The organism is Pseudomonas sp. LA5 (genome assembly GCF_028640825.1).
Taxonomy (GTDB): domain Bacteria; phylum Pseudomonadota; class Gammaproteobacteria; order Pseudomonadales; family Pseudomonadaceae; genus Chryseomonas; species Chryseomonas aestiva.
Genome location: NZ_JAQYZY010000032.1, coordinates 194,901 through 218,359, shown reverse-complemented (window position 1 = coordinate 218,359; position 23,459 = coordinate 194,901). Strand labels below are relative to the sequence as shown.

Annotated in this window: 23 protein-coding genes and 1 other RNA gene; 12 read left to right on the top strand and 12 right to left on the bottom strand. The window is 65.7% G+C overall.

What is annotated here, in order from left to right; translation table 11 throughout:
• Positions 1-2 precede the first annotated feature (2 nt).
• From mraY to rsmI, 9 genes are all read right to left on the bottom strand, one after another.
• Positions 3-1,085, bottom strand: a complete 1,083-nt coding sequence (gene mraY, locus PVZ72_RS10175) for a phospho-N-acetylmuramoyl-pentapeptide-transferase (RefSeq protein ID WP_007162057.1) — start codon at positions 1,083-1,085, stop codon at positions 3-5.
• Entirely contained in the window at positions 1,085-2,452 is a 1,368-nt protein-coding gene (locus tag PVZ72_RS10170; RefSeq protein WP_273861836.1) for a UDP-N-acetylmuramoyl-tripeptide--D-alanyl-D-alanine ligase, read from the bottom strand. The genes mraY and PVZ72_RS10170 overlap by 1 nt, the downstream gene beginning before the upstream one ends.
• The gene (locus PVZ72_RS10165) at positions 2,445-3,914 is read right to left on the bottom strand and encodes a UDP-N-acetylmuramoyl-L-alanyl-D-glutamate--2,6-diaminopimelate ligase (protein ID WP_187980179.1); all 1,470 of its coding nucleotides are present in this window, start codon (positions 3,912-3,914) and stop codon (positions 2,445-2,447) included. Before PVZ72_RS10165 ends, PVZ72_RS10170 begins: the two co-directional genes overlap by 8 nt.
• Positions 3,911-5,596 (bottom strand): peptidoglycan D,D-transpeptidase FtsI family protein, encoded by a 1,686-nt coding sequence (locus tag PVZ72_RS10160; protein WP_437179444.1) that lies wholly within the window; start codon positions 5,594-5,596, stop codon positions 3,911-3,913. Before PVZ72_RS10160 ends, PVZ72_RS10165 begins: the two co-directional genes overlap by 4 nt.
• Before the next feature lie 59 nt (positions 5,597-5,655).
• A complete protein-coding gene (ftsL, locus tag PVZ72_RS10155) occupies positions 5,656-5,949 on the bottom strand; it encodes a cell division protein FtsL (RefSeq protein ID WP_059315975.1) in 294 nt (97 codons plus the stop codon).
• Complete coding sequence (gene rsmH, locus PVZ72_RS10150) at positions 5,946-6,887, bottom strand: 16S rRNA (cytosine(1402)-N(4))-methyltransferase RsmH (protein ID WP_273861835.1); 942 nt, start codon at positions 6,885-6,887, stop codon at positions 5,946-5,948. The genes ftsL and rsmH overlap by 4 nt, the downstream gene beginning before the upstream one ends.
• Positions 6,888-6,889: 2 nt before the next feature.
• Positions 6,890-7,345: a division/cell wall cluster transcriptional repressor MraZ gene (gene mraZ, locus PVZ72_RS10145; protein WP_007162063.1), complete on the bottom strand. Its 456-nt coding sequence runs from the start codon at positions 7,343-7,345 to the stop codon at positions 6,890-6,892.
• Between the two features lie 288 nt (positions 7,346-7,633).
• Positions 7,634-7,989: RNase P RNA component class A (gene rnpB, locus PVZ72_RS10140), an RNA gene on the bottom strand.
• Positions 7,990-8,055: 66 nt separating this feature from the next.
• On the bottom strand, positions 8,056-8,907 hold the full coding sequence (gene rsmI / locus PVZ72_RS10135) for a 16S rRNA (cytidine(1402)-2'-O)-methyltransferase (RefSeq protein ID WP_273861834.1): 852 nt from the start codon (positions 8,905-8,907) through the stop codon (positions 8,056-8,058).
• 123 nt (positions 8,908-9,030) lie between these two features.
• Between rsmI and PVZ72_RS10130 the strand changes: the two genes are divergently transcribed.
• From PVZ72_RS10130 to PVZ72_RS10115, 4 genes are read left to right on the top strand one after another with little or no spacing between them, the layout of a single operon-like run.
• A complete protein-coding gene (locus PVZ72_RS10130; protein WP_273861833.1) occupies positions 9,031-10,818 on the top strand; it encodes a penicillin-binding protein activator in 1,788 nt (595 codons plus the stop codon).
• Complete coding sequence (locus PVZ72_RS10125; RefSeq protein ID WP_183632876.1) at positions 10,815-11,189, top strand: YraN family protein; 375 nt, start codon at positions 10,815-10,817, stop codon at positions 11,187-11,189. Before PVZ72_RS10130 ends, PVZ72_RS10125 begins: the two co-directional genes overlap by 4 nt.
• A 32-nt stretch (positions 11,190-11,221) precedes the next feature.
• The gene (locus tag PVZ72_RS10120; protein ID WP_007162067.1) at positions 11,222-11,815 is read left to right on the top strand and encodes a phosphoheptose isomerase; all 594 of its coding nucleotides are present in this window, start codon (positions 11,222-11,224) and stop codon (positions 11,813-11,815) included.
• On the top strand, positions 11,812-12,384 hold the full coding sequence (locus tag PVZ72_RS10115; protein WP_133862560.1) for a BON domain-containing protein: 573 nt from the start codon (positions 11,812-11,814) through the stop codon (positions 12,382-12,384). Before PVZ72_RS10120 ends, PVZ72_RS10115 begins: the two co-directional genes overlap by 4 nt.
• A gap of 62 nt (positions 12,385-12,446) precedes the next feature.
• On the opposite strand, the gene PVZ72_RS10110 is transcribed toward PVZ72_RS10115, so the two are convergent.
• The gene (locus tag PVZ72_RS10110; RefSeq protein ID WP_133862561.1) at positions 12,447-12,683 is read right to left on the bottom strand and encodes a DUF2171 domain-containing protein; all 237 of its coding nucleotides are present in this window, start codon (positions 12,681-12,683) and stop codon (positions 12,447-12,449) included.
• Positions 12,684-12,831: 148 nt separating this feature from the next.
• Between PVZ72_RS10110 and PVZ72_RS10105 the strand changes: the two genes are divergently transcribed.
• Positions 12,832-13,485 (top strand): sulfite oxidase-like oxidoreductase, encoded by a 654-nt coding sequence (locus tag PVZ72_RS10105; RefSeq protein WP_187980183.1) that lies wholly within the window; start codon positions 12,832-12,834, stop codon positions 13,483-13,485.
• 7 nt (positions 13,486-13,492) lie between these two features.
• Here the strand turns inward: PVZ72_RS10105 and PVZ72_RS10100 are convergent, their stop codons facing one another.
• Both PVZ72_RS10100 and PVZ72_RS10095 read right to left on the bottom strand, forming a co-directional pair.
• Complete coding sequence (locus PVZ72_RS10100) at positions 13,493-13,897, bottom strand: hypothetical protein (protein WP_133862563.1); 405 nt, start codon at positions 13,895-13,897, stop codon at positions 13,493-13,495.
• Positions 13,894-15,114 carry an N-acetylmuramoyl-L-alanine amidase gene (locus tag PVZ72_RS10095; RefSeq protein ID WP_133862564.1) on the bottom strand — a complete coding sequence of 407 codons (1,221 nt, stop codon included), beginning with the start codon at positions 15,112-15,114 and terminating at the stop codon, positions 13,894-13,896. Before PVZ72_RS10095 ends, PVZ72_RS10100 begins: the two co-directional genes overlap by 4 nt.
• A 279-nt stretch (positions 15,115-15,393) precedes the next feature.
• On the opposite strand from PVZ72_RS10095, the gene osmE reads away from it, so the two are divergent.
• The 7 genes from osmE to PVZ72_RS10060 all read left to right on the top strand — a co-directional run bounded on the left by osmE (position 15,394) and on the right by PVZ72_RS10060 (position 23,401).
• Positions 15,394-15,732: an osmotically-inducible lipoprotein OsmE gene (osmE, locus tag PVZ72_RS10090; protein ID WP_133862565.1), complete on the top strand. Its 339-nt coding sequence runs from the start codon at positions 15,394-15,396 to the stop codon at positions 15,730-15,732.
• A gap of 192 nt (positions 15,733-15,924) precedes the next feature.
• Complete coding sequence (locus PVZ72_RS10085; protein ID WP_132832850.1) at positions 15,925-16,446, top strand: hypothetical protein; 522 nt, start codon at positions 15,925-15,927, stop codon at positions 16,444-16,446.
• Positions 16,447-16,850: 404 nt separating this feature from the next.
• Positions 16,851-18,686: a dihydroxy-acid dehydratase gene (gene ilvD / locus PVZ72_RS10080; protein WP_133862566.1), complete on the top strand. Its 1,836-nt coding sequence runs from the start codon at positions 16,851-16,853 to the stop codon at positions 18,684-18,686.
• A gap of 473 nt (positions 18,687-19,159) precedes the next feature.
• Positions 19,160-20,353, top strand: coding sequence for a maltoporin (locus PVZ72_RS10075; protein WP_133862567.1), 1,194 nt, complete (start codon positions 19,160-19,162; stop codon positions 20,351-20,353).
• Positions 20,354-20,416: 63 nt separating this feature from the next.
• Positions 20,417-21,445, top strand: a complete 1,029-nt coding sequence (locus PVZ72_RS10070; protein ID WP_007162077.1) for a sugar ABC transporter substrate-binding protein — start codon at positions 20,417-20,419, stop codon at positions 21,443-21,445.
• Positions 21,446-21,551: 106 nt separating this feature from the next.
• The gene (locus PVZ72_RS10065) at positions 21,552-22,634 is read left to right on the top strand and encodes an ABC transporter permease (protein ID WP_133862568.1); all 1,083 of its coding nucleotides are present in this window, start codon (positions 21,552-21,554) and stop codon (positions 22,632-22,634) included.
• Positions 22,634-23,401 (top strand): ATP-binding cassette domain-containing protein, encoded by a 768-nt coding sequence (locus tag PVZ72_RS10060; RefSeq protein WP_042137188.1) that lies wholly within the window; start codon positions 22,634-22,636, stop codon positions 23,399-23,401. Before PVZ72_RS10065 ends, PVZ72_RS10060 begins: the two co-directional genes overlap by 1 nt.
• Positions 23,402-23,459 lie beyond the last annotated feature (58 nt).

The window sequence follows — 23,459 nt, the reverse complement described above, 5'->3', positions numbered from 1 at the left end:
GATTACCTCAGTTTCAGGGTGGCGAGACCGAACAGCACCAGGATCACGGTGATGATCCAGAAGCGCACGATGACCCGCGGTTCGGGCCAGCCCTTCAATTCGAAATGGTGGTGGATCGGCGCCATGCGGAAGACGCGCTTGCCGGTCAGCTTGAAGGAGGCAACCTGGATGACCACCGAGAGGGTCTCCATGACGAAGACGCCACCCATGATGAACAGCACCACTTCCTGGCGGACGATCACGGCGATGGTGCCCAGGGCGGCGCCCAGCGCCAGGGCGCCGACGTCACCCATGAACACCATGGCCGGATAGGTGTTGAACCAGAGAAAGCCCAGGCCCGCCCCGATCAGGGCGCCGCAGAAGACGATCAGTTCGCCGGAGCCTTCCACATAGGGAATCAGCAGGTAGTCGGCGAATTTCACGTTGCCCGACAGGTAGCAGAAGATGCCCAGGGCGCCGCCGACCATCACGGTGGGCATGATCGCCAGGCCGTCGAGGCCATCGGTGAGGTTGACCGCGTTGCTGGAGCCGACGATAACGAAGTAGGTCAGCACAACGAAGAAAATCCCCAGCGGGATCTCGATGTTCTTCAGCAGGGGCAGGATCAGCGTGGTTTCGATCGGCGCCTTGGCCGTGACATAGAGGAAGATCGCCGCCCCCAGGCCGAATACCGATTGCCAGAAGTACTTCCAGCGACTGGGCAGACCGCGGGAATTCTTCTCGATCACCTTGCGATAGTCGTCGACCCAGCCGATGGCGCCGAACAGGAAGGTCACCGCCAGCACGGTCCAGACGTAACGGTTGTGCAGATCGGCCCACAGCAGGGTGCTGATGCCGATGGTGGTCAGGATCAGGGCGCCGCCCATGGTGGGGGTGCCGGATTTGGACAGGTGCGACTGGGGGCCATCGTTGCGCACGGCCTGGCCGATCTGGCGGATCTGCAGGGTGCGGATCATCCAGGGGCCGAGCCACAACGACAGCAACAGGGCGGTCAGAACGCCCAGAATGCCGCGCAGGCTGAGGTATTGGAAGACGGCGAAGCCCTTGTAGAACTGTTGCAGGAACTCCGCCAACAGCAGCAGCATCAGTGTTTCTCCTCGGTGTTGATAGCGCAGAGCGCGGCGACGACCTTGTCCATCGCGGCGCTGCGGGATCCCTTGATCAGCAGGGTGGTTCCGGCCCGGTCCTCGTCCGCCAGGGCCTCGATCAGTTGTTCGCGATCGGCGAAATGCCGGGCCTCGGCGCCATAGGCGCGGGCCGCATGGGCCATCGAGGGACCGACGCTGTAGAAGGCATCCACCTTGCCGCGGGCGTGCTCGCCCACCTCGCGATGGCCCTGTTCGGTCCACTCGCCCAGCTCGGCGATGTCGGCCAGGACCGCCACCCGACGGCCCGGCAGGGCAGCCAGCAGGTCGATCCCGGCCTTAACCGACGCGGGGTTGGCGTTGTAGCTGTCGTCGATGACCTGGGCGCCGCGCTGGCTGGTGCGGGTCAGGGTGCGGCCCTGGACCGGTGCCGCGGCGGCGAGACCACGGGCGATGGTGGCTAGCTCCAGCCCCAGGCTGAGCGCGGCGGCCGCGGCGGCCAGGGCATTGCCGACGTTGTGGGCACCCAGCAGCTGCAGGGTGACCGGCGCCTGGCCCTGGGCAGTGTGCAAGAGGAAGCTCGGGCGGCCCTGGGCATCCAGGGTCACCTCGCTGGCGCGGACATCGGCGCGGGCGTCCAGGCCGAAGGCGACGACGCTGCGACCGGCAGCGCGGCGCTGCCAGGTCTCGAAGGCGGCGTCGTCGCGGTTGAGCACCACGGTGCCCGCCTCGCCCACGCCTTCGATGATCTCGCCCTTGGCCTCGACGATACGATCGACACCGCCGAATTCGCCCACATGGGCCTGGCCGGCGTTGGTAATGATAACGACATCCGGGCGTGTCAGGCTCACGGTATAGGCGATGTCACCGACGTGGGAAGCGCCCAGCTCGATGACGCCATAGGCGTGCTCGGCGGCCAGTTGCAGCAGGGTCAGGGGCGCGCCGAGGTCGTTGTTCAGATTACCCTGGGTGGCCAGGGTGGCGCCCTGCTGACGCAGGATGGCGGCGAGCAGCTCCTTGACCGTGGTCTTGCCACTGGAGCCGGTCACGGCAGCGAGCTTGCCCTGGAACAGATCACGATTGAAGGCGCCGAGGCGACCCAGCGCCAGGCGGGTATCGGCGACCACCAGCTGGGGCAGCTGGACCTCGGGCACGGCCCGCTCCACCAGGGCTGCGGTAGCGCCCTGGGCGGCCACGTCGGCCAGATAGGCATGACCATCGAAACGCGGCCCGCTCAGGGCGACAAAGAGCTGTCCGGCCACGGCCTTGCGGCTGTCGGTGCCGACGCCGTCGAACAGGGCATCGGCGCCCAGCAGGTTGCCGGTCAGGGCCTCGGCCACTTCGGTGAGGGTGAAGGTTCTAAGCATGCTGTCGCTCCCAGGCGGTCAGGGCCCGCTCGGCCTGGTCGAGATCGGAAAAGGGATGACGGACACCGGCGATTTCCTGGTAGGGCTCATGGCCCTTGCCGGCCAGCACCACGATGTCTTGGGCGGTCGCCGCGGCCACGGCCTGGGCGATGGCCGCTTCACGCCGGCCGGCGAAGCTCACCTGCTCGGGATGCGCGAAGCCGGCGCGGATGTCGGCAACGATGGCGGCCGGATCCTCGGTACGGGGGTTGTCGTCGGTCACCACCACCTGATCGGCCAGGCGCTCAGCCACCGCGGCCATCTCCGGCCGCTTGCCGCGATCGCGATCGCCACCACAGCCGAACACGCAGACCAGGCGACCCAGGGCACCGACATGGGGCCGCAGGGCGGTGAGCACCTTGTCCAGGGCATCGGGGGTGTGGGCGTAGTCCACCACCACCAGCGGTCGCCCGGCGCCGCCCAGGCGCTGCATGCGTCCGGCCGGGCCCTGCAGCTGCGGGAGGATGGCGAGGATGTCGGCCAGCGCATGACCGAGCCCCAGCAGGGCACCGATGGCGGCCAGCAGGTTGCTCAGGTTGAAGCGTCCGATCAGCTGGCTGCGCAGCTCACCGGTACCCTGGGCGGTGACCAGCCGGGCGCGCACGCCGTGGTCGTCGAACTGGATGGCCTGGCAATGGAGGCTGGCGGCCGGATCGCTCAGGCTGTAGGTCAGGGTCGCGGCCGGACTGGGGCGAGCCGCCAGCTCGCGGCCAAAGGCATCGTCCAGATTGAGGACGCGGGTACCGAGCCCCGGCCAGGCGAACAGTTGGGCCTTGGCTTCGCCATAGGCGGCCATGGTCCCGTGATAATCGAGGTGATCGCGAGACAGGTTGGTGAAGACCGCGACCTTGAAGGCCAGCGCCGCCACCCGACCCTGGGCCAGGCCATGGGAAGAGACTTCCATGGCGACGGTAGTGGCGCCGTCCTCGGCCAGTTCGGCCAGGGTCGCCTGGAGCTTGAGGGCATCCGGGGTGGTGTGACGGCCTTCGGCGAGGGCGCCATGAAAGCCGCTACCCAGGGTGCCGACGATGCCGCAACGCTGACCGAGCAGGTCGCAGGCCTGGGCGATCAACTGGCTGACACTGGTCTTGCCATTGGTACCGGTGATGCCGACCAGCGCCAGGCGCCGGCTCGGCTCGCCATGGAAACGACCGGCGATGGCGGACAGCCGCGCGGCCAGGCCCTCGACGGCAACCAGGGGAATGTCCAGGGCCGGCAGTGCGGGAGCGTCCTTCGCCTCATAGGCGATGGCCGCGGCGCCGCGTTCGGCAGCGCTGGCGATATGGGCACGGCCGTCGCTGTGCAGACCGGGAATGGCCAGGAACAGCGAGCCCGGGCGGACCTCGCGGCTGTCCAGTGCCAGACCGCCGATGTCGACGGCAGTGGCAGCTTCAGGCAGGAGGTCGGTCAGCAGGCGGCTCATCGATCACGCTCCCCGACCAGCAGCGGCTTGCCGGCCTGGGCCTGCTGCACCGGCAGCGGCTGGAGGTTATCCGGCTGGATGTTCATCAGGCGCAGGGCGCCGGACATCACGCGGCTGAACACCGGTGCCGAGACCACGCCACCGTAGTAGCCGCCCTTGCTCGGACGATCGATCACCACCACCGCGGCCAGGCGCGGATTGCTGGTCGGACCGAAGCCGGCGAACAGCGAGCGATAGGAATTCTCGGCATAGCCACGGGTGCCGGTGCTGGTCTTGCGCGCGGTACCGCTCTTGCCAGCGACGTGGTAGCCCGGTACCTGAGCGCGGAAGGCCCCGCCCGGAGCTTCCACGACCTGCTGCAGCATGCCCTGCAGGGTCTTGGCAACGCGTTCTTCCACCGCCTGATCGCTGGCCGGGGCCTTGTCCAGGCGCACCATGGACAGCGGCACCGAGCGACCGTCGTTGGCCAGCACCGAATAGGCATGGGCTAGTTGCACGGCGGTTACCGCCAGGCCATAGCCATAGGACAGGGTCGCGGTCTCGGCCGGACGCCAGGTGCGATGGTTGGGCAAATTGCCGACCCGCTCGCCGGGAAAGCCCAGACCGGTGTCCTGGCCGAGGCCCACGGCGCGCATGGCGTTGTAGATGTTCTCGCCACCGACGTCGAAGGCGATCTTGCTCATGCCGACGTTGCTGGACTTGATGAGGATGCCGGTCAGGTCCAGGGCGCCGTCGCTGTGGGAGACGTCCTTGATGGTGTAGCGACCGATCTGCAGCGAACCGGGATAGACGTTGACCTTGTCGGTGGGCTTCCAGCGACCGCTGGCGAGCGCCGCGGTCATGGAGATCGGCTTCATCACCGAGCCGGGCTCCATGACGTCGATCATCGCCCGGTTGCGCATGGCGGCCGGTTCGAGACTGCGGCGATTGTTGGGGTTGTAGGTGGGCATGTTGACCATCGCCAGGACCTCGCCGGTCTTGACGTCGACGATGGTCAGGCTGCCGGCCTCGGCTTCGAACTGGGTCAGGGCATTGCGCAGTTCGCGCGCGGCGAGATACTGCAGCCGCAGGTCGATGGACAGCGCCAGGGTATTGCCCGGCTTGGCGTTCTTGGCGACCTGGACATCGCGGATCAGCCGACCGCGGCGATCCTTGACCACCTGGCGACGACCCGGCACGCCGGACAGCCACTCGTTGAAGGCCAGTTCGATGCCTTCGCGGCCGTGATCGTCGATATCGGTGAAGCCGACCACATGGGCCGCCACCTCACCCGCCGGATAGAAACGCCGAAATTCCTCGATGTCGTAGACACCGGGAATCTTGTGCGCCTTGACCTGGCTCATCACCGCCTCGCCCTGCTCGGGCGTCAGGCCACGGGCCAGGTAGAGGAATTCCTTGCTGGCGTTCTGCTCGATGCGCTTGGCCAATTCCGCACGTGGCTGGCCGACGGCATCGGCCAGGGTCGCCCAGCGATCCTCGGCGCCCAGCAGTTCCTTGGGATTGATCCACAGGGTGGTGACCGGCGTGCTCACGGCCAGGGGCTCGCCGTTGCGATCGGTGATCAGGCCACGGTGTGCGGGAATGGGGATGGTGCGCACGCTGCGCGCATCGCCCTGCCCCTTCAGAAAGGCCCGGTCGATCACGTGCAGATCGACGATGCGCCAGATGATGGTGCCGACCATGACCAGCAACAGCCCGATAATGAGGCTGAAGCGCCATGGCAGGCGCGCGATCAGGCCTTTCACGGATTGACCATCCGGATTTCGGTCGGATCGGGAATGCGCATCTGCAATTGGCCGCTGGCCAGGGCCTCGACGCGACTGTGGGCGGTCCAGGTGCTCTGCTCCAGCAGCAGCCGACCGTATTCGGCCTGGGCCTTGTCGCGGATGGCCATCTCGCCATAGAGGGTGTTGAGCAGCTGGCGATTCCAGTGGGCGCTATAGGCCACGGCTACCGCCGACAGCAGTACACCGACGAACAGCACCAGCATGACGCTGCTGCCCAAGGGCAGTTTCTTGACGAAGAGCCGGCTCATTTCAGCTTCTCGGCAACGCGCATCACGGCGCTGCGGGCGCGGGGATTGGCGGCCAGTTCGGCTTCGCTGGCATAGGCCGGCTTGCCCAGCAGGCGCAGCGAGGGCTCGAGGACCGTGGCGCGGATCGGCAGGTCGCGCGGCAGCTGGTCGGCCTCGCCCTTGGCCAATCGGCGCATGAATTGTTTGACGATGCGGTCTTCCAGCGAGTGGAAGCTGATCACTACCAGCCGGCCACCCACGGCCAGTTGCTCGTAGGCCGCCTGCAGGCCCTGCTCCAGATCGCTCAGTTCGCGATTGATGTAGATACGCAGCCCCTGGAAGGCACGGGTAGCAGGATGCTTGCCCTTTTCCCAGGCCGGATTGGCCTCGGTAAGCACCTTGGCCAGGTCGCCGGTACGTTCGAAGGGCTGGACTTCACGGCGCTGCACCACGGCGCGCGCCATGCGCTTGGCAAAACGCTCTTCGCCGAATTCCTTGAATACCTGGGCGATGTCGGCCTCGGGCGCCGTGGCGATCCAGGCGGCGGCACTCTGCCCCCGACTCGGATCCATGCGCATGTCCAGGGGGCCGTCCTGCATGAAGCTGAAACCGCGCTCGGGATCGTCGAGCTGGGGCGAGGACACGCCCAGATCCAGCAGCACGCCATCGACCTGGCCGGACCAGCCACGGCTGACGAGTTCATCGCCCAGTTCGGCGAAACTGCGCTGGACGATCTCGAAGCGGGGATCTTCCGCGGCCAGGGCCTGGCCGGCGGCGATCGCCTGGGGATCCTTGTCGAAGCCCAGCAGCCGCCCTTCTCCACCCAGCAGGCGCAGCACGGCCCGGCTGTGTCCGCCGCGACCGAAGGTGCCGTCCAGATAACGGCCGGCAGGCTGGATGGCCAATGCCTGTACGGCCTCGTCCAGGAGAACGGAGACGTGGTGGAAGACTGGGTTCATGGTCACAGGATCAAATCGCGCATTTCATCCGGCATACCGCCGGGTTCCTTAATCGCCAGGAGATCCGCGTCGCACACGGCACTCCAGGCGTCCTCATCCCATAACTGGAACTTGTTGAGCTGACCGACCAGCATCACGCGCCGGTCCAGCTTGGCGTATTCACGCAGGCGCGGCGGAACCAGGAAACGGCCACTGCCGTCGAGTTCCAGATCCACCGCATTGCCGATCAGCAAGCGCTGCAGGCGGCGAGTCTCCTCACGCAGCGAGGGCAACTGCCGCAGCTTGCTTTCGATGATTTCCCATTCCGGGAGTGGATAGACGCAAAGGCAGGGGTCGACGGCATCGATCGTCACGATGAGCTGGCCGGCACAACGCTCCAGCAGCTCGTCACGATACCGGCTCGGCATCGCGGCGCGCCCCTTGGCGTCGAGACTGATGGCGTTCGCTCCCCGGAACAATTTCGCGTCCTCTAATAGGCTGTCCTTGCCATTAAATCCCACTTCGCCCCACTTCGTACCACCGGCCGCCACTATATTGAGGAGGGCCGCTTTCAGTCAAGGTAAGCGAGGGGGTAGCCAGGCCGCGTGGGACGGGGATTTCGAGCAAATTGCACGAGTTCACGACCAGGACGAACGACATCGATTTCCGACAAACGGAAATGAAGTCAATTGATTGGCTCAATTGATTAAAGTGATGTCTTAAGAAGAGGTCTCAGACCCCGGGCGCAGAGGCCCAGGAGGGAGGGGTGCGAGAGCCGACCTGTAAGCCGGGTTCTGTCGAGGACAGTCATTCCTCTGGGACAACCATCGCTGATTGCCTCTAGCGACCTACCCGAATCCAGCGCGGGCCACGCCTATGGATTCCTATTTGGTCTTGCTCCAGGTGGGGTTTACCTAGCCACGAACTGTTGCCAGCCGTGCGGTGCGCTCTTACCGCACCTTTTCACCCTTACCGGCGCTTGCGCGCTTAGGCGGTTATTTTCTGTGGCACTTTCCGTAGGCTCACGCCTCCCAGGCGTTACCTGGCACCTCGCCCTATGGAGCCCGGACTTTCCTCCCTCGCAACCCTTGCGGATCACGACAGCGACTGCCCGGTCGGCTCTCGCGGCGCAAGGGTATAGAGACTGGGGGCGGATAACAAGGAAAGATGCCCACTAATTCACCCTGACTCAGCCCGGCTCGCCCTTGCGCTCCAGGGCCAGCTGATAGAGCTGGTTCTTGCGCGCGCCGGTGATCTGGGCGGCCAGGGCAGCGGCGCGCTTGATCGGCAGCTCGGCCAGCAGCAGATCGAGGATGCGCAGGGTCTCGGCATCGACCTCCGCGTCCTCCGGCGCCGCCCAGCCACCCACCAGCAGCACGCACTCGCCGCGCTGCTGATCCAGATCCGCGCGAATCCAGGCCAACAGCTCGCCGGCGGGCAGGCCGCGCAGGGTCTCGAAGGTCTTGGTCAATTCGCGCCCGAGGACGATGTGCCGCTCAGGCCCGAAGGTGCCCACCATGTCGGCCACGCAATCCTCGAGCCGGTGGGGCGCCTCGTAGAAGATGAGCGTGCGCGGGTCTTCGCGCAGTGCCGCCAGGCGTCCCTGCCGGCCTACCGCCTTGGCCGGCAGGAAGCCTTCGAAGCTGAAGCGATCCGAGGGCAGACCGGCCGCCGACAGCGCCGCGACCAGGGCGCAGGCGCCGGGAATCGGCGAGACCCGGAGACCTTGGGCGCGCGCCGCCCGTACCAGGTGAAAGCCCGGATCGGAAATCAGCGGCGTGCCCGCATCGGAGATCAGGGCGACGTCTTCCCCTGCCAGCAGCCGAGCGATGAAGCGGCCGCCGGCATCGCGTTCGTTGTGGTCGTGACAGGCCGCGAGTGGCGTCTCGATGCCGAAATGGCGCAGCAGCCGCGCCGAATGACGGGTGTCTTCGGCGGCGATCAGGGCCACTTCGCGCAGGACCTTGAGCGCGCGGGCGGTGATGTCGTCCAGGTTGCCGATGGGCGTGGCAACCACATAAAGAGTACCCGGCGAAATCATGATGAAACCTGACGGACTGGAAATAGCCCAACAGTGTACGCCGCTCTCGCCCTCGGCGTTCGCAACGCTTGGGTGCTGTGAGACAATCGCCCCCTTTCCAGACTTTTGCTCAGGAACCACAGCATGAAGTTCCGCCTGCGTCCGCTGCTCTGCGCCACCGCCTTCGCCCTGCTCGCCGCCTGCAGCAGCTCGCCCGTCAACAACGCCCTCGGCGACCTGCCCCAGTCCAGCCAGGCGAGCATCGAGCAGCTGCTGAATCAGGCTGGCTCCAGTCAGTCCGAGCAGGCCAATCTGCTGCGCCTGACCGCCGCCGACAAGGCCTATGCCCAGCAGAATTCCCGCGAAGCGCGGCAGATCCTCGGCTCCATCAATATCGAAGGCCTCAAGCCGGCACAGCAGATGTTCGCCCAGACGCTGCTGGCCCAGCTCGACCTGCTCGACAAGCAGCCGGCCCAGGCGCTCAAGCGTTTCGACCACCCGAGCTTCGCCCAACTGGGCGAACTGCCGGCCCAGCAGCAGATCCGCAGCGGCCTGACCAAGGCCGCGGCCCAGGCCGCCAACGGCCAGCCGCTCGCCGCCGCCCAGGAACGCATCTTCCTAGGTCCGCTGCTGGACGGCGATGCCGCCCATGACAACCGCGAGCAGATCTGGCAGCTGGTGACCAGCCTGCCGGACGCGCAGTTGCGCCAGAGCGTGAAGGACGCCGACCTCAATGGCTGGCTGGCGCTGGCCGCCATCACCCGCGGTAACCTGGCGCTGGATCAGCAGCTCGCCGCCATCGAGGAATGGCAGAAGCAGAACCCCGGCCATCCCGCCGCGCGCAATCTGCCCGATGACCTGGAGCGCCTGAAGACCCTGGCGCGGGAACCGCTCAATCGCGTCGCCCTGCTGCTGCCCCTGCAGGGCCAGCTCGCCGGCGTCTCGCGCGCGTTGCAGGACGGCTTCATGGCCGCCCGCTACGAAGCCCTGGCCGCCGGCCAGAGCGCCCCGGCGGTGACCGTCTACGACAGCACCCAGATGGGTTCGCTGGACGCCTTCTACCGCCAGGCCCAGGCCGCCGGCATCCAGCTGGTGGTCGGCCCGCTGGAGAAGAACTTCGTCAAGCAGCTGGGCGATCGCCCGCAACTGCCGATCAATACCCTGGCGCTGAACTATGGCGACAGCCAGGGCGCCCAGCCGCCGCAACTCTTCCAGTTCGGCCTGGCCGCCGAGGACGAGGCCCGCGAAGCCGCGCGCCGGGCCTGGGCCGACGGCAAGCGCAGTGCCGGCGCCATGGTGCCCCAGGGTGACTGGGGTACCCGCGTGCTGGCCGCCTTCCAGAACGAGTGGCAGCAGTTGGGCGGTCGCCTGGTGGCCGCCGAGCGCATCGGCCAACCGGTCGAGATCGCCAATCGCATCACCAGCCTGTTGCAGATGCGCCAGGGCATGGACTTCATCTTCCTCGCCTCGACCCCGGCCCAGGCCCGCCAGATCAAGCCAATCCTGGTCTACCAGAACGCCCGTGATCTTCCGGTATATGCCACCTCCAACCTCAACAGTGGCGTCAACGAACCCGGCGTGAACCAGGATCTCAACGGCATCCTGTTCTGCGAAACCCCCTGGCTGCTCGACCCGAGCAATCCGCTGCGCGCCAAGATCACCGCCCAATGGCCGCAGGCCGGCACCAGCATCGGTCGGCTCTATGCCATGGGCGCCGATGCCTACCTGCTGGCGCTGCACCTGCAGCAGCTCAAGGCCCTGCCCAACTCCGAACTGCCGGGCCTGTCCGGCAATCTGAGCGTGGCGCCCGACCAGCGCGTGGTGCGTCACCTGCCCTGGGCGGAATTCCGCAACGGCGTGGCCCAGCCGCTGCCGGCCAACAATGCACCGCTGCCCACCACCAGCGTGCCGGCTTCGCTCAGCACCCCGTGAAGCAGGCGCCGCATCTCCAGCGCGGCAGGCAAGCCGAGGATCGCGCCCTGCAGTTCCTGCAGACGCGCGGCCTGCGGCTGATCGCCCGCAACTGGCGCTGGCAGGGTGGCGAGCTCGATCTGGTCATGCTCGACGGCGATACAGTAGTATTCGTCGAGGTACGCGCCCGCAGGCACACCGCCTGGGGCGGCGCCGCGGAAAGCATAGATGCCCGCAAGCGGCAGCGACTGGTCAACAGCGCCGCCCTCTTTCTGCAATCCGAAGCGCGCTGGGCCAAGCGGCCCTGTCGTTTCGACGTGATCGCGATCGGCCCCGGGGCCGACGCGTCCCCTCAGGCACTCGAATGGATCAAACAGGCCTTCGACGCCTGAGGCCCTCCACAGCACAGGTCAAAGATATCGCGATGGACACCCACGCCCGCATCCAGAAACTCTTCCGGGACAGCATCGAAACCAAGCGTCAGGCCATGGAAGTCCTGATTCCGCATATCGATCTGGCCAGCCAGGTCATGGTTGCGGCTCTGCTCAACGAAGGCAAGATCCTCACCTGCGGCAATGGCGGCTCCGCCGGCGACGCCCAGCACTTCTCTTCGGAGCTGCTGAATCGCTTCGAGCGCGAGCGGCCCAGCCTGCCGGCCCTGGCCTTGACCACCGACACCTCGACGCTGACCTCCATCGCCAACGACTACAGCTACAACGAGGTGTTCTCCAAGCAGATCCGCGCCTTGGGTCAGCCGGGCGACATCCTCCTGGCCATCTCCACCAGCGGCAATTCGGCCAACGTGATCCAGGCGATCCAGGCTGCCCACGACCGCGAGATGACCGTCGTTGCCCTTACCGGCCGCGACGGCGGCGGCATGGCCTCCCTGCTGCTGCCCGAAGACGTCGAGATTCGCGTGCCTGCCAAGGTCACCGCCCGCATCCAGGAAGTGCACCTGCTGGTGATCCACTGCCTGTGCGACCAGATCGATCAGCAACTGTTTGGAAGCGAAGAATGAAGAAGGCTCCCCTGCTCGCCATCCTGGCGCTGTCCTTTGCGGTCGCCGGCTGCAGCAACGTGGTCACCGCCAGCCGCGACAAGCCCATCGACGACAACCGCGGCACCCGCACCCTGGGCAGTACCGTGGACGACGCCCTGATCGAGACCAAGGCCTCGGTCAACATCTCCAAGGCCAACCCCGATCTGGCCAGTTCGCACATCGTGGTGGTGAGCTACAACGGCGTGGTGCTGATCGCCGGCCAGACGCCGCGCGCCGATCTCAAGGCCCAGGCCGAACAGGCCGTGCGCAGCGTGCAGCGGGTCAAGACGGTGCACAACGAACTGCAGGTGACCGGCAACTCCTCGCTGCTGGCACGCAGCAACGACTCCTGGCTGACCACCCGCATCAAGACCCAGATGTTCGCCGATGAAGACATCCCCGGTTCGCGCATCAAGGTGGTCACGGAGAACGGCATCGTCTATCTGCTGGGCCTGGTGACCCAGCAGGAAGGCGCCCATGCCGTGCAACTGATCCAGAGCGTCTCGGGCGTGCAGCGCATCGTCAAGCTGTTCGAATACATCAACTGATCCCTATTCGCCGCCCAATAAAAAGCCCCGCATCAACGGGGCTTTTTATTGGGCGGCGTGCCTCAGGCAGCCTGCCACTCGCTTTCGGCCTCGTCACGGGTCTTGGACAGGCGTACCTGACTGCCATCCACCGACTGGACCCAGCTCAGCGGAATGTAGTGATGCTTGCCATCGGCATCCTGATCGCGCTTGGTCAGCTTGATGCGATCGGCGCCTTCCATATGGTCGACGGTGCCCACGTGCTGGCCGTCCGAACCGACAACTTCCGCATGCTCTTTGATCTGGGTTGCATCTACCATGGTGGTTCTCCGGCAGGTTAAGAAAAAGGAGGCGCCTCTCTGAGTGCCTGCAGGATAGGAGGCGCAAGACGTCGTCTGGGTTCGGCCCATGCCGACGAAAGGCCATCATGACGGTCAGAAGCCCGCGACCTGTGAAGAGGATCCATCGATGAGCGACGAGCCGAGCAAGCTGACCCGTTCCAAGGAGCGCTGGGCCCAGGAGGGACGTTTCCTCACCGGCCAGGGTGCGCGTGCGGAAAGCGAGCGTCTGCCACCTGGCCAGCACCGCGTCAGCAACTGGCCGGTCCTGGATCTGGGCATCCGCCCGGAGGTCAGCCGGGAGCGTTGGCAACTGGCGGTGACCGGCGCGGTCCGCAAGACGCTGCGCTGGAACTGGGAGACCTTCGCCGCGCGGGCGACTACCGAGACGGTCAGCGACATGCATTGCGTCACCACCTGGTCACGCTATGACAATCGCTGGATCGGTCTGCCGATAGCAGAATTGCTCGACGAGGTGCAGCCGCGGGACGAGGCGACCCATGTGCTCCTGCACAGCCATGACGGTTACATCACCAATCTGCCGCTGGCCGATTTCGCCGCGCCGGGCGCCATGCTGGTGCACAGCTGGGAAGGCCAGCCGCTGACGGCCGAGCACGGGGGGCCGGTACGGGCCCTGATCCCGCATCTCTATCTGTGGAAAAGCGCCAAGTGGCTCAGGCGCATCGACTTCCGGGTCGGCGACACGCCTGGCTTCTGGGAAATGCGCGGCTATCACGACCGCGGCGATCCCTGGCAGGAGCAGCGCTATTCCGAGGACGCCTGAAGGCGCCTCAGTGCGCCGCCGGGGCCAGCTGCAGCTCTACCGGATCGCCGGGATTGAGGCTGCGGATACGGAATTCGTCGCGGCTGAGGCTGAGGATTTCCGTGGGATAGGTGATGCCTTCCTCGATCATGTTCAGGCCCTTCTCGGTGCGCGTCCAGCGGCCCAGGGAGGGCTGGCTGCTCGGCGACGCCATCACCAGGGTGCCGTCGCTGAGGAAGACGTAGAGCATCCCCGGCTCGATGCTGTTGCTGGTCTTGATCTGCCAGACCTTGTTGACGAAGCCTTCTTGGGCACTGCCCTGCTTGTCGCGCCCGCCCTGACCGTAGCCGATCAGTCCGGCCACGATACAGAGCGCACCTATCACCAGCACCACCACGCGCCAGTAACGACGCGCCTTGTCTTGCAAACTCATGTCACTCCTTGGGTGTTCTTGAGGCTGGCCAGGTAGGTGCCCAGCGGGGGGCGCTCCTGGAAATAGCCATGCAGACCGGCAAAGATCGAATCGGCCAGCTGCTTCTGGTGACGACTGTCGAGCAGGCGTCGGCAGTCGCGATCATTGGAAATGAAGCCCGTCTCGACCAGGATCGAGGGGATATCCGGCGATTTGAGCACAGCGAAGCCCGCCTGCTCCACTCGTTTCTGGTGCAGGTTGGTGATGCTCGACAATTGCCCCAGCACCTTGTGGCCCAGGTCCAGGCTCGACGAGATGGTGGCGTTCATCGACATGTCCAGCAGCACGCCGGCGAGCATGGGATCGCGTCCCTTGAGAATCTCGTTGGCGCCGATCAGGTCGACGTTGTTCTCGCTGTCGGCCAGGAAGCGCGCTGTGGTGGAAGTCGCGCCACCCTCGGACAGGGCATAGACCGAGGCGCCGTAGGCGGTACGCCGCGGCGCGGCATCGGCATGCACCGAGACGAACATGTCGGCGTTGTAGCTGCGGGCGACCTCGACGCGCTTGCGCAGCGGCACGAAGAAGTCGTCGTTGCGCACCAGCTTGGCCTTGAAGCCCTTCTGCAGGTTGATGCGGCGTGCCAGATTCTGCGCCACGATCAGGGCGATGTCCTTTTCCCGATCGCCCCGGGCGCTCAGCGCACCCGGGTCCTTGCCGCCGTGACCGGCATCGACCACCACCATGATGTCGCGACCCGTGGCCAGGCCCTTGCCGCGCTTGACCTCCAGTGGCGGCTCGGCGTCGGCCGGCTTGCGGGCAGCCACCACCGGCGCTCCGGCGCGCTTGAGATCGAGCACCAGACGATTGGCCGCGCCTTCGCCCGGACCAAGGATGAAGCTTTCCACCTCTACCGGATGGGCCAGCTCCAGCACCACCCGGGTGTCCTGGGCGCCATAGTGAGCGCTGCGCACGGCGCGCACCGGCGATCCCTGCAGGGCGAGGTGATTGAGCACCGCGGGGGCCTGGGTATCGGCGAGATCGAGAATGATGCGATCCGGCGCGACCAGGGTGAAGGTCTTGTAGCGCACCGGTCCGGTGAGATCGAAGACCAGGCGGAGCTTCTCGGCATCCTGCCAGGCCCGGGCACCCTTGAGTTGCTGCCGGGCGGCAAACGCCGGCAACCCGACGGGCAAGGTCATGCCAGCCAGGATCAGATTGAGCAGACGACGGCGATTCATGAGGTCCTCGCGAGAAACGAGAAACGGCTGGGAAGTTACAACATAACGCTAAAGATCGCTTGCCGCCTGGTCTCTGTCAACTGCCATTCGGACAAAATAATCCTTAGAAAACGGGGGCATAGCGTTCGTTTGCAGAATCAGCTTTAGATACAGTCACTTGCCGAGGCCAGCAGCCGGTCCGTCAAAGTGACAAACCGCGAGAAGTGCGACGGAGAGCGAATTTATCGGCGCCGCCATCGTCGAAGTGTCAGGCACTTCCGCCTTTGAAGGAATCACACCATGAACAAGAAGATTGCTGTCGCGACCGCGCTGCTGGCTGGCACCGTGCTGGCGGGCTGCTCCTCGGTGAAGAACACCGCCGACTACACCGTGGGCCGTGTCGAATTTCGCGAGCAACCGCTGGTGAAGCAGGTGGACAAGGGCATGAGCAAGGCTGACGTGCTGCGCCTCGGTGGCACCCCGTCGAGCACCTATACCCGCAAATTCCGTCCCGGCACCTGCAACAACTATGTGCTCAACAAGGATGGCAAGGAGCAGGTCTATTCGATCGGCTTCGATAGCATGAACCGCGTCGACAGCAAGGACTTCGAGACCTGCGAAAGCGCCGATCGCGCCTGAGCCGGGAGCTGACCGGCCGGCCAGGCCGGGTGTCCTGAAGGACGCTGGCGGCGTCTGATGGACAGGATGGGCGAGCGGCAGCACCATGGGCCCTCGCCATTCCCGATCGCTGCGCCAACCTCCTGCACTGTGGATCGACGCAGGCGCGGCCAGCGCCGCCAGGTTCTACCCATCGTTCCAAGGAATTCAGGCATGTCCAGACGTCACCTCATACTCACAGCTGCGGTGCTTTCCCTGACTGGCTGCGGTGGCTATGACTACAGTTGCGATGCGGCCAAGACCGCCGAGCTGGTCCGTCAGCAATACGCCCAGACCATCAACGAGATCTATGCGGACGACATCGCCGCCGGCCAGCCTGCGCTGGAAGCCGGCCAGGTGTCGCTGGTCGACATCAAGACCCAGGAAGAACCCTCGGACAGCGGCGAAGCAGGCTTCTATACCTGCAACGCGACCGTCGAGGCCACCTGGCCCAAGGCCGCCCTCGAGCGCCTGGCTCCAGCTGCCGCCCAGCTGGCCAGTGTCGGCGCCATCCTCGAGAACGGCCACCTGCGCCATGCGCTGAGCTACGAGTCCTCGCTGGAAGGCAGCGACAAGCAGCGCGTCGACATCACCCTGCCCGAAGCCGTGGACCTGAGTCTCAAGACCCTGGCCGGCCAGGAGCCCATGGACGAATATCTGGAAGACGCCCCCGACGGCGAACAGGAAGCGCCCTAGGCATTGCCTGAAAAGTGCCTGCGCTCGGTCATGCGGCGTTAAAAATCCGCTGGGTCGCCAGTCCGATCGGAATGCTCATTTACCCTTCGTGAAATCGAGCGCGAGTCCGATCCGCTTCCTCACGGATTTTTGCCTTGCCTGACCATCGCTCGGCGACTTTCAGGCAAGTCCTACCCCTTGGACGCCGGCCTGCTGTGCAGTGCTGGCGCCCGGGTGTATGATCCGAATTCCCCTCCGCCAGCATCCTCCGGCGGGTTCGTGAGCCCTGGCAGCCCCTGTGGAGATCCCGCATGGCGTGGCCGCCCTCCGGCCCGGCAACCGTCACTCCGCGTTTGCACCGTGCCTCGTCTGCGCTCACGATGACCAGAACCGTGATCTAGAAAGCCGCCTCGGAGAGACGCTTCATGCCTGACTATCGCTCGAAAACCTCCACCCAGGGCCGCAACATGGCCGGCGCCCGGGCGCTCTGGCGCGCCACCGGGATGAAGGACGAAGACTTCAAGAAGCCCATCATCGCCATCGCCAACTCCTTTACCCAGTTCGTGCCGGGCCATGTCCATCTCAAGGACCTCGGCCAGCTGGTCGCCCGGGAGATCGAGAAGGCTGGCGGCGTGGCCAAGGAATTCAACACCATCGCCGTGGACGACGGCATCGCCATGGGCCACGACGGCATGCTCTATTCGCTGCCGAGTCGCGAGATCATCGCCGACGCCGTGGAATACATGGTCAATGCCCACTGCGCCGATGCCCTGGTGTGCATTTCCAACTGCGACAAGATCACCCCCGGCATGCTGATGGCCGCCCTGCGCCTGAACATCCCGGTGGTGTTCGTCTCCGGTGGCCCCATGGAAGCCGGCAAGACCAAGCTGGCCAGCCATGGCCTGGACCTGGTGGACGCCATGGTCATCGCCGCCGACAGCTCGGCCAGCGACGAGAAGGTCGCCGAATACGAACGCAGCGCCTGCCCCACCTGTGGCAGCTGCTCGGGCATGTTCACCGCCAACTCCATGAACTGCCTGGTCGAGGCCCTCGGCCTGGCCCTGCCCGGCAACGGCTCGACCCTGGCCACCCACGCCGACCGCAAGGAGCTGTTCCTGCAGGCCGGCCGCACCATCGTCGAGCTGTGCCGTCGCTACTACCAGGAAAACGACGAGTCGGCGCTGCCGCGCAACATTGCCTGCCATGCGGCCTTCGAGAACGCCATGACCCTGGACATCGCCATGGGCGGCTCGACCAACACCATCCTGCACCTGCTGGCCGCCGCCCAGGAGGCGGAGGTGGACTTCGATCTGCGCGACATCGATGCCCTGTCGCGCAAGGTGCCGCAGCTGTGCAAGGTGGCGCCGAACATCCAGAAGTACCACATGGAAGACGTGCACCGCGCCGGGGGCATCTTCAGCATCCTCGGCGAACTGGCCCGCGGCGGTCTCCTGCATGCCGATCTGCCCACCGTGCACAGCCGGACCCTGGGCGAAGCCATCGAGCGGTGGGACATCACCCTGACCCAGGACGAGGCGGTGAAGACCTTCTTCCGTGCCGGTCCCGCCGGCATCCCGACCCAGGAAGCCTTCAGCCAGGCGACTCGCTATGACACCCTGGACGACGACCGCGCCGAGGGCTGCATCCGCAGTGTCGCGCATGCCTATTCCCAGGAAGGCGGTCTGGCCGTGCTCTACGGCAACATCGCCCTGGACGGCTGCGTGGTGAAGACCGCCGGCGTGGATGAATCCATCCATGTGTTCGAGGGCAATGCCAAGGTCTTCGAAAGCCAGGACGCGGCGGTGCGCGGCATCCTCGCCGACGAGGTCAAGGCCGGCGACATCGTCATCATCCGCTACGAAGGGCCCAAGGGCGGCCCGGGCATGCAGGAGATGCTCTACCCCACCAGCTACCTGAAGTCCAAGGGCCTGGGCAAGCAGTGCGCCCTGCTCACCGACGGTCGCTTCTCCGGCGGCACCTCGGGCCTGTCCATCGGCCATGCCTCGCCGGAAGCCGCGGCGGGCGGTGCCATCGGCCTGGTGCGGGATGGCGACAAGGTGCTGATCGACATTCCCCAGCGCAGCATCAACCTGCTGGTGAGTGACGAAGAGCTGTCCCACCGCCGCATCGAGCAGGACAAGCTGGGCTGGAAGCCGGCACAACCCCGTGCCCGCCGCGTGACCACCGCGCTCAAGGCCTACGCCCTGCTGGCCACCAGTGCCGACAAGGGCGGCGTGCGCGACAAGGCCCTGCTGGGCTGATTCGCAGGTTCCGAGGGACGGCATCCGCCGTCCCTCGGACGCTCCGCCCCACCTTCCCGCCGGCTTTCTCCGCTCTATTTCGCCCTTCCGCTCGCGTCCTTTCCTCTGCGCTTCGCCTACCGCTCCTTCACCTGGAGCAGCGCTCGCCATGACCCCATTCCAGAGGGGTTCCACAGTTGCTTGGCTTGCTATTTTTGCAGAAGCACAGCCTGTGATTCAGCTCACACCTCGCTGTAATCGACCCGCTAGGCCGTTGAGTGATCAAAGGCTACCCTCCGTCTGCCGCTGAATTGATTCAGCGATAAGTTTGTAGTCAGGTTGGTTTCCAATGGTCACACCTATACCGATCTTCCGCTCGAGCACGGCGGATCAGGTGCTGGCCAGGCACTGAGTTACACAACAACAATAAACAGGGAACATAAATGAATAAGAAAAAGGCTATCCCCTTGGCCAGGGTTTCGGTCGCGTCCTTGATGAGCACCCTGCTCCTGATCCCCGCAGCACACGCCTTCGAAACCACCGGTTATTTCCGCGCCGGCCTGGGAGACTCCTCCGGTTCCAATTCGATGCGCTGCTTCAAGCTGCAGGGCGCCCAGTCCAAGTATCGTCTGGGTAACGAATGCGAACAGTACGGTGAATTTGCCGCCAAGCAGGACTTCCTGACCCTGGACGACGGCTCCGCCGTGGGCGTCTTCGGCATGGCCAGCCTCTACAACCAGTACGATCGCACGCCGACCTTCAATGGTGACAACGGCCAGATTCGCCTGCCCCAGGCCTATGCCTACTGGAACAATGTCGCTGCCCTCAACGGCGGTAACGTCTGGGCCGGTCGCCGCTACTACAAGCGGAACGACATCCACATCTCCGACTTCTTCTACTGGAACCAGAGCGCCACCGGCGGCGGTATCGAGGACGTCAACATCGGCGGCCTGAAATACAGCGTGGCCTTCTCGCGCAAGGACAACCAGAACCAGAAGGACTTCCAGAACCGCTTCGACTTCAACGTCGCCGGCTTCAACACCAATCCGAACGGCTCGCTGGAAATCGGCGTCAGCTACCTGGACAAGCCCACCAACCAGCCCAATGCCAACAGCGGCATCGCGGTGACGCTGCAGCACAAGCAGGCCAACTTCATGGGCTGGGGTGGCGTGAACACCTTTGCCGTGCAGCGCGGCCAGGGCCCAGGCACCGCTCTGGGCAGCACCGGCGATCCGACCCTGAGCAGTTCGGACGTCTCCTACCGCGTGGTGGACTTCTTCGACTGGCAGATCAGCCGCTACTGGGGTGGCCAGGTCGCCGCGGTCTACCAGAAGGACGAACGTCCCAATGGCAACGACCTGCGCTGGACCTCGCTGGGTGGCCGTCTGGTGTACGGCATCAGCGACCAGTTCAAGTTCTCCACCGAGCTGGGTCATGACCAGGTGCAGGCTCCCGGCGGCACCCGCAAGCTGACCAAGCTGACCCTGGCACCGACCTGGTCGCCCAAGGGTCCGGAATTCAAGACCCGTCCCGAATTCCGTCTGTTCTACACCTACGCCGCCTGGAACCGGGCAGCCCAGCAGGCAGCCGATGATTTCGACGCCGGCTCCACGCTGTCGAGCACCGGCAACTTCGGCAACGATCTGCACGGCTCCAACATCGGCTTCCAAGTCGAGCAGTGGTGGTAACAGCTCCACCGCGACCGGCGTTCTGCCGGTCGCGTTCCTGTCTCCGAACCTGAGCGCACAACAATGAAAAGAACCGTCTCCCTCGCGTCCTTCGCCGGTTGCCTGTTGGCTGCCGCCCTCGCCAGCGGCACCGCCCAGGCAGCCCCCGTTTCCGCCTGTCTCATCACCAAGACCGATACCAATCCCTTCTTCGTCAAGATGAAGGAAGGCGCCACCGCCAAGGCCAAGGAGCTGGGGGTGACGCTCAAGGCCTACGCCGGCAAGATCGACGGCGACAGCGAAAGCCAGGTGGCCGCCATCGAGACCTGCATCGCCGACGGCGCCAAGGGCATCCTCATCACCGCCTCGGACACCAAGGGCATCGTGCCCAACCTGCAGAAGGCGCGCGAAGCCGGCCTGCTGGTGATCGCCCTGGACACCCCGCTGGACCCGGTGAGCGCCGCCGACATGACCTTCGCCACGGACAACCTGCTGGCTGGCAAGCTGATCGGCCAGTGGGCGCGGGAAACCCTGGGTGACAAGGCCAAGGACGCCCGGGTGGCCTTTCTCGACCTGAACGCCTCCCAGCCCTCGGTGGACGTCCTGCGCGACCAGGGCTTCATGCTCGGCTTCGGCATCGATCCCAAGGACCAGAGCCGTATCGGCGACGAGACCGATCCGCGCATCGTCGGCCACGACGTGACCAACGGCAACGAAGAAGGCGGTCGCGCAGCGATGGAGAATCTGCTGCAGAAGGACCCGACCATCAACGTGGTGCACACCATCAACGAACCGGCCGCCGCGGGTGCCTACGAGGCGCTCAAGGCCGTGGGTCGCGAGAAGGACGTGCTGATCGTCTCCATCGACGGCGGCTGCCCGGGCGTGCACAACGTCGCCGACGGCGTCATCGGCGCCACCTCCCAGCAGTACCCGCTGCAGATGGCGGCACTGGGCATCGAGGCGATCAAGACCTTTGCCGACACCGGCAAGAAGCCGACGCCCACCGAAGGCAAGAGCTTCGTCGACACCGGCGTGAAGCTGGTGACGGACAAGCCGGTCCCCGGCATCCAGTCCATCGACAGCAAGACCGCCCTGCAGAAATGCTGGGGCTGATGACCTCTCGTCCAGGCTAGAGCAGATCAATCGCCCCGCCTGAGCGCCTGCCGCGCCGGCGCGGGCGATCGACTCTCGGCCGCTTTCCCGCTCTCAGGAGATTGCCATGAGCGATCCGACCTCGCCCTCTCCGTCCGGCCAGCCCTTCGAACAGGTGCTCAAGCACAGTGCCACGGAGGTCGCCTCCTTCGCCCGTGACGAGCGCAGCCCGCTGGTCAAATTCCGTCACTTCCTGCATTCGCGCCCCTCGGCGGTCTCGTTGCTGGTGCTGCTGCTGTCGCTGTCCATCTTCGGTGCCCTGCTGGGCGGCAAATTCTTTTCCGCCTTCGCCCTCACCCTGATCCTGCAGCAGGTCGCCATCACCGGCATCGTCGGCGCGGCCCAGACCCTGGTAGTGATCACCGCCGGCATCGACCTCTCGGTGGGCGCCATCATGGTGCTGTCCTCGGTGGTCATGGGCCAGTTCACCTTCCGCTACGGCCTGCCGGTGGAGCTGTCGATCCTGTGCGGCCTGGCGGTGGGCACCCTGTGCGGCATGGCCAACGGCTGGCTGATCGCCCGCATCAAGCTGCCGCCCTTCATCGTCACCCTGGGCATGTGGCAGATCGTGCTCGCGGCCAACTTCCTCTATTCGCGCAACGAGACCATCCGCGCCCAGGAAATTGGCGCGACCGCGCCGCTGCTGCAGGTGTTCGGCGACAATTTTCGCCTGGGGGGCGCGGTCTTCACCTATGGCGTGATCGCCCTGGTGGTGCTGGTCGCCCTGCTCTGGTACGTGCTCAACCACACCGCCTGGGGTCGGCACCTCTATGCCGTGGGCGACGATCCCGAGGCCGCGGCGCTGGCCGGGGTCAACGTCCGCCGCATGCTGATCACCGTGTACGGGCTGTCGGGGCTCATCTGCGCCTTCGCCGGCTGGGTGCTGATCGGCCGCATCGGCTCGGTCTCGCCCACCGCTGGCCAATTCGCCAACATCGAGTCCATCACCGCCGTGGTGATCGGCGGCATCTCGCTGTTCGGCGGCCGCGGCTCCATCCTCGGCATGCTGTTCGGCGCCCTGATCGTCGGCGTCTTCGCCCTCGGCCTGCGGCTGCTGGGCACCGATGTGCAATGGACCTATCTGCTGATCGGCACGCTCATCATTGCGGCCGTGGCTATCGACCAATGGATCAGAAAGGCGGCCAGCTGATGACTACCGAACCCCTGCTCATGGCCCGTGGCCTGGTGAAGCGCTACGGCCGCGTCACCGCCCTCGACCATGCCGACTTCGACCTGCTGCCCGGCGAGATCCTCGCCGTGATCGGCGACAACGGCGCCGGCAAGTCCTCGCTGATCAAGGCCATCTCCGGTGCCCTGCGGCCCGATGAGGGCGAGATCCGCTTCGAGGGCCAGCCCGTGCAGTTCGCCTCGCCCATCGCGGCGCGGCGGGCCGGCATCGAGACGGTCTACCAGAATCTGGCACTGTCGCCGGCGCTGTCCATCGCCGACAACCTCTTCCTCGGTCGCGAATTGCGCAAGCCGGGACTGCTGGGCACCCTCTGCCGCACCCTGGACCGCAAGGAAATGGAGCGCATCGCCCGGGAAAAGCTCTCCGAACTGGGCTTGATGACCATCCAGAACATCAACCAGGCGGTGGAAACCCTGTCCGGTGGCCAGCGCCAGGGTGTGGCCGTGGCCCGGGCGGCGGCCTTCGGCTCCAAGGTGATCATCCTCGACGAACCCACCGCGGCGCTGGGGGTGAAGGAGTCGCGCAAGGTGCTGGAGCTGATCCTCGATGTGCGCGCCCGCGGCATCGCCATCGTGCTGATCTCCCACAACATGCCCCATGTGTTCGAGATCGCCGATCGCATCCACATCCATCGCCTGGGTCGCCGGCTGACGGTGATCGATCCGCGCCAGCACTCCATGGCCGACGCCGTGGCGCTGATGACCGGCGCCCAGACGGTGGCCGCCTAGGCACAGGCCAGGCCCAGGGTTTCCCAGCCCACGGCTGAGCGGGAGACCCGGGGCCTGC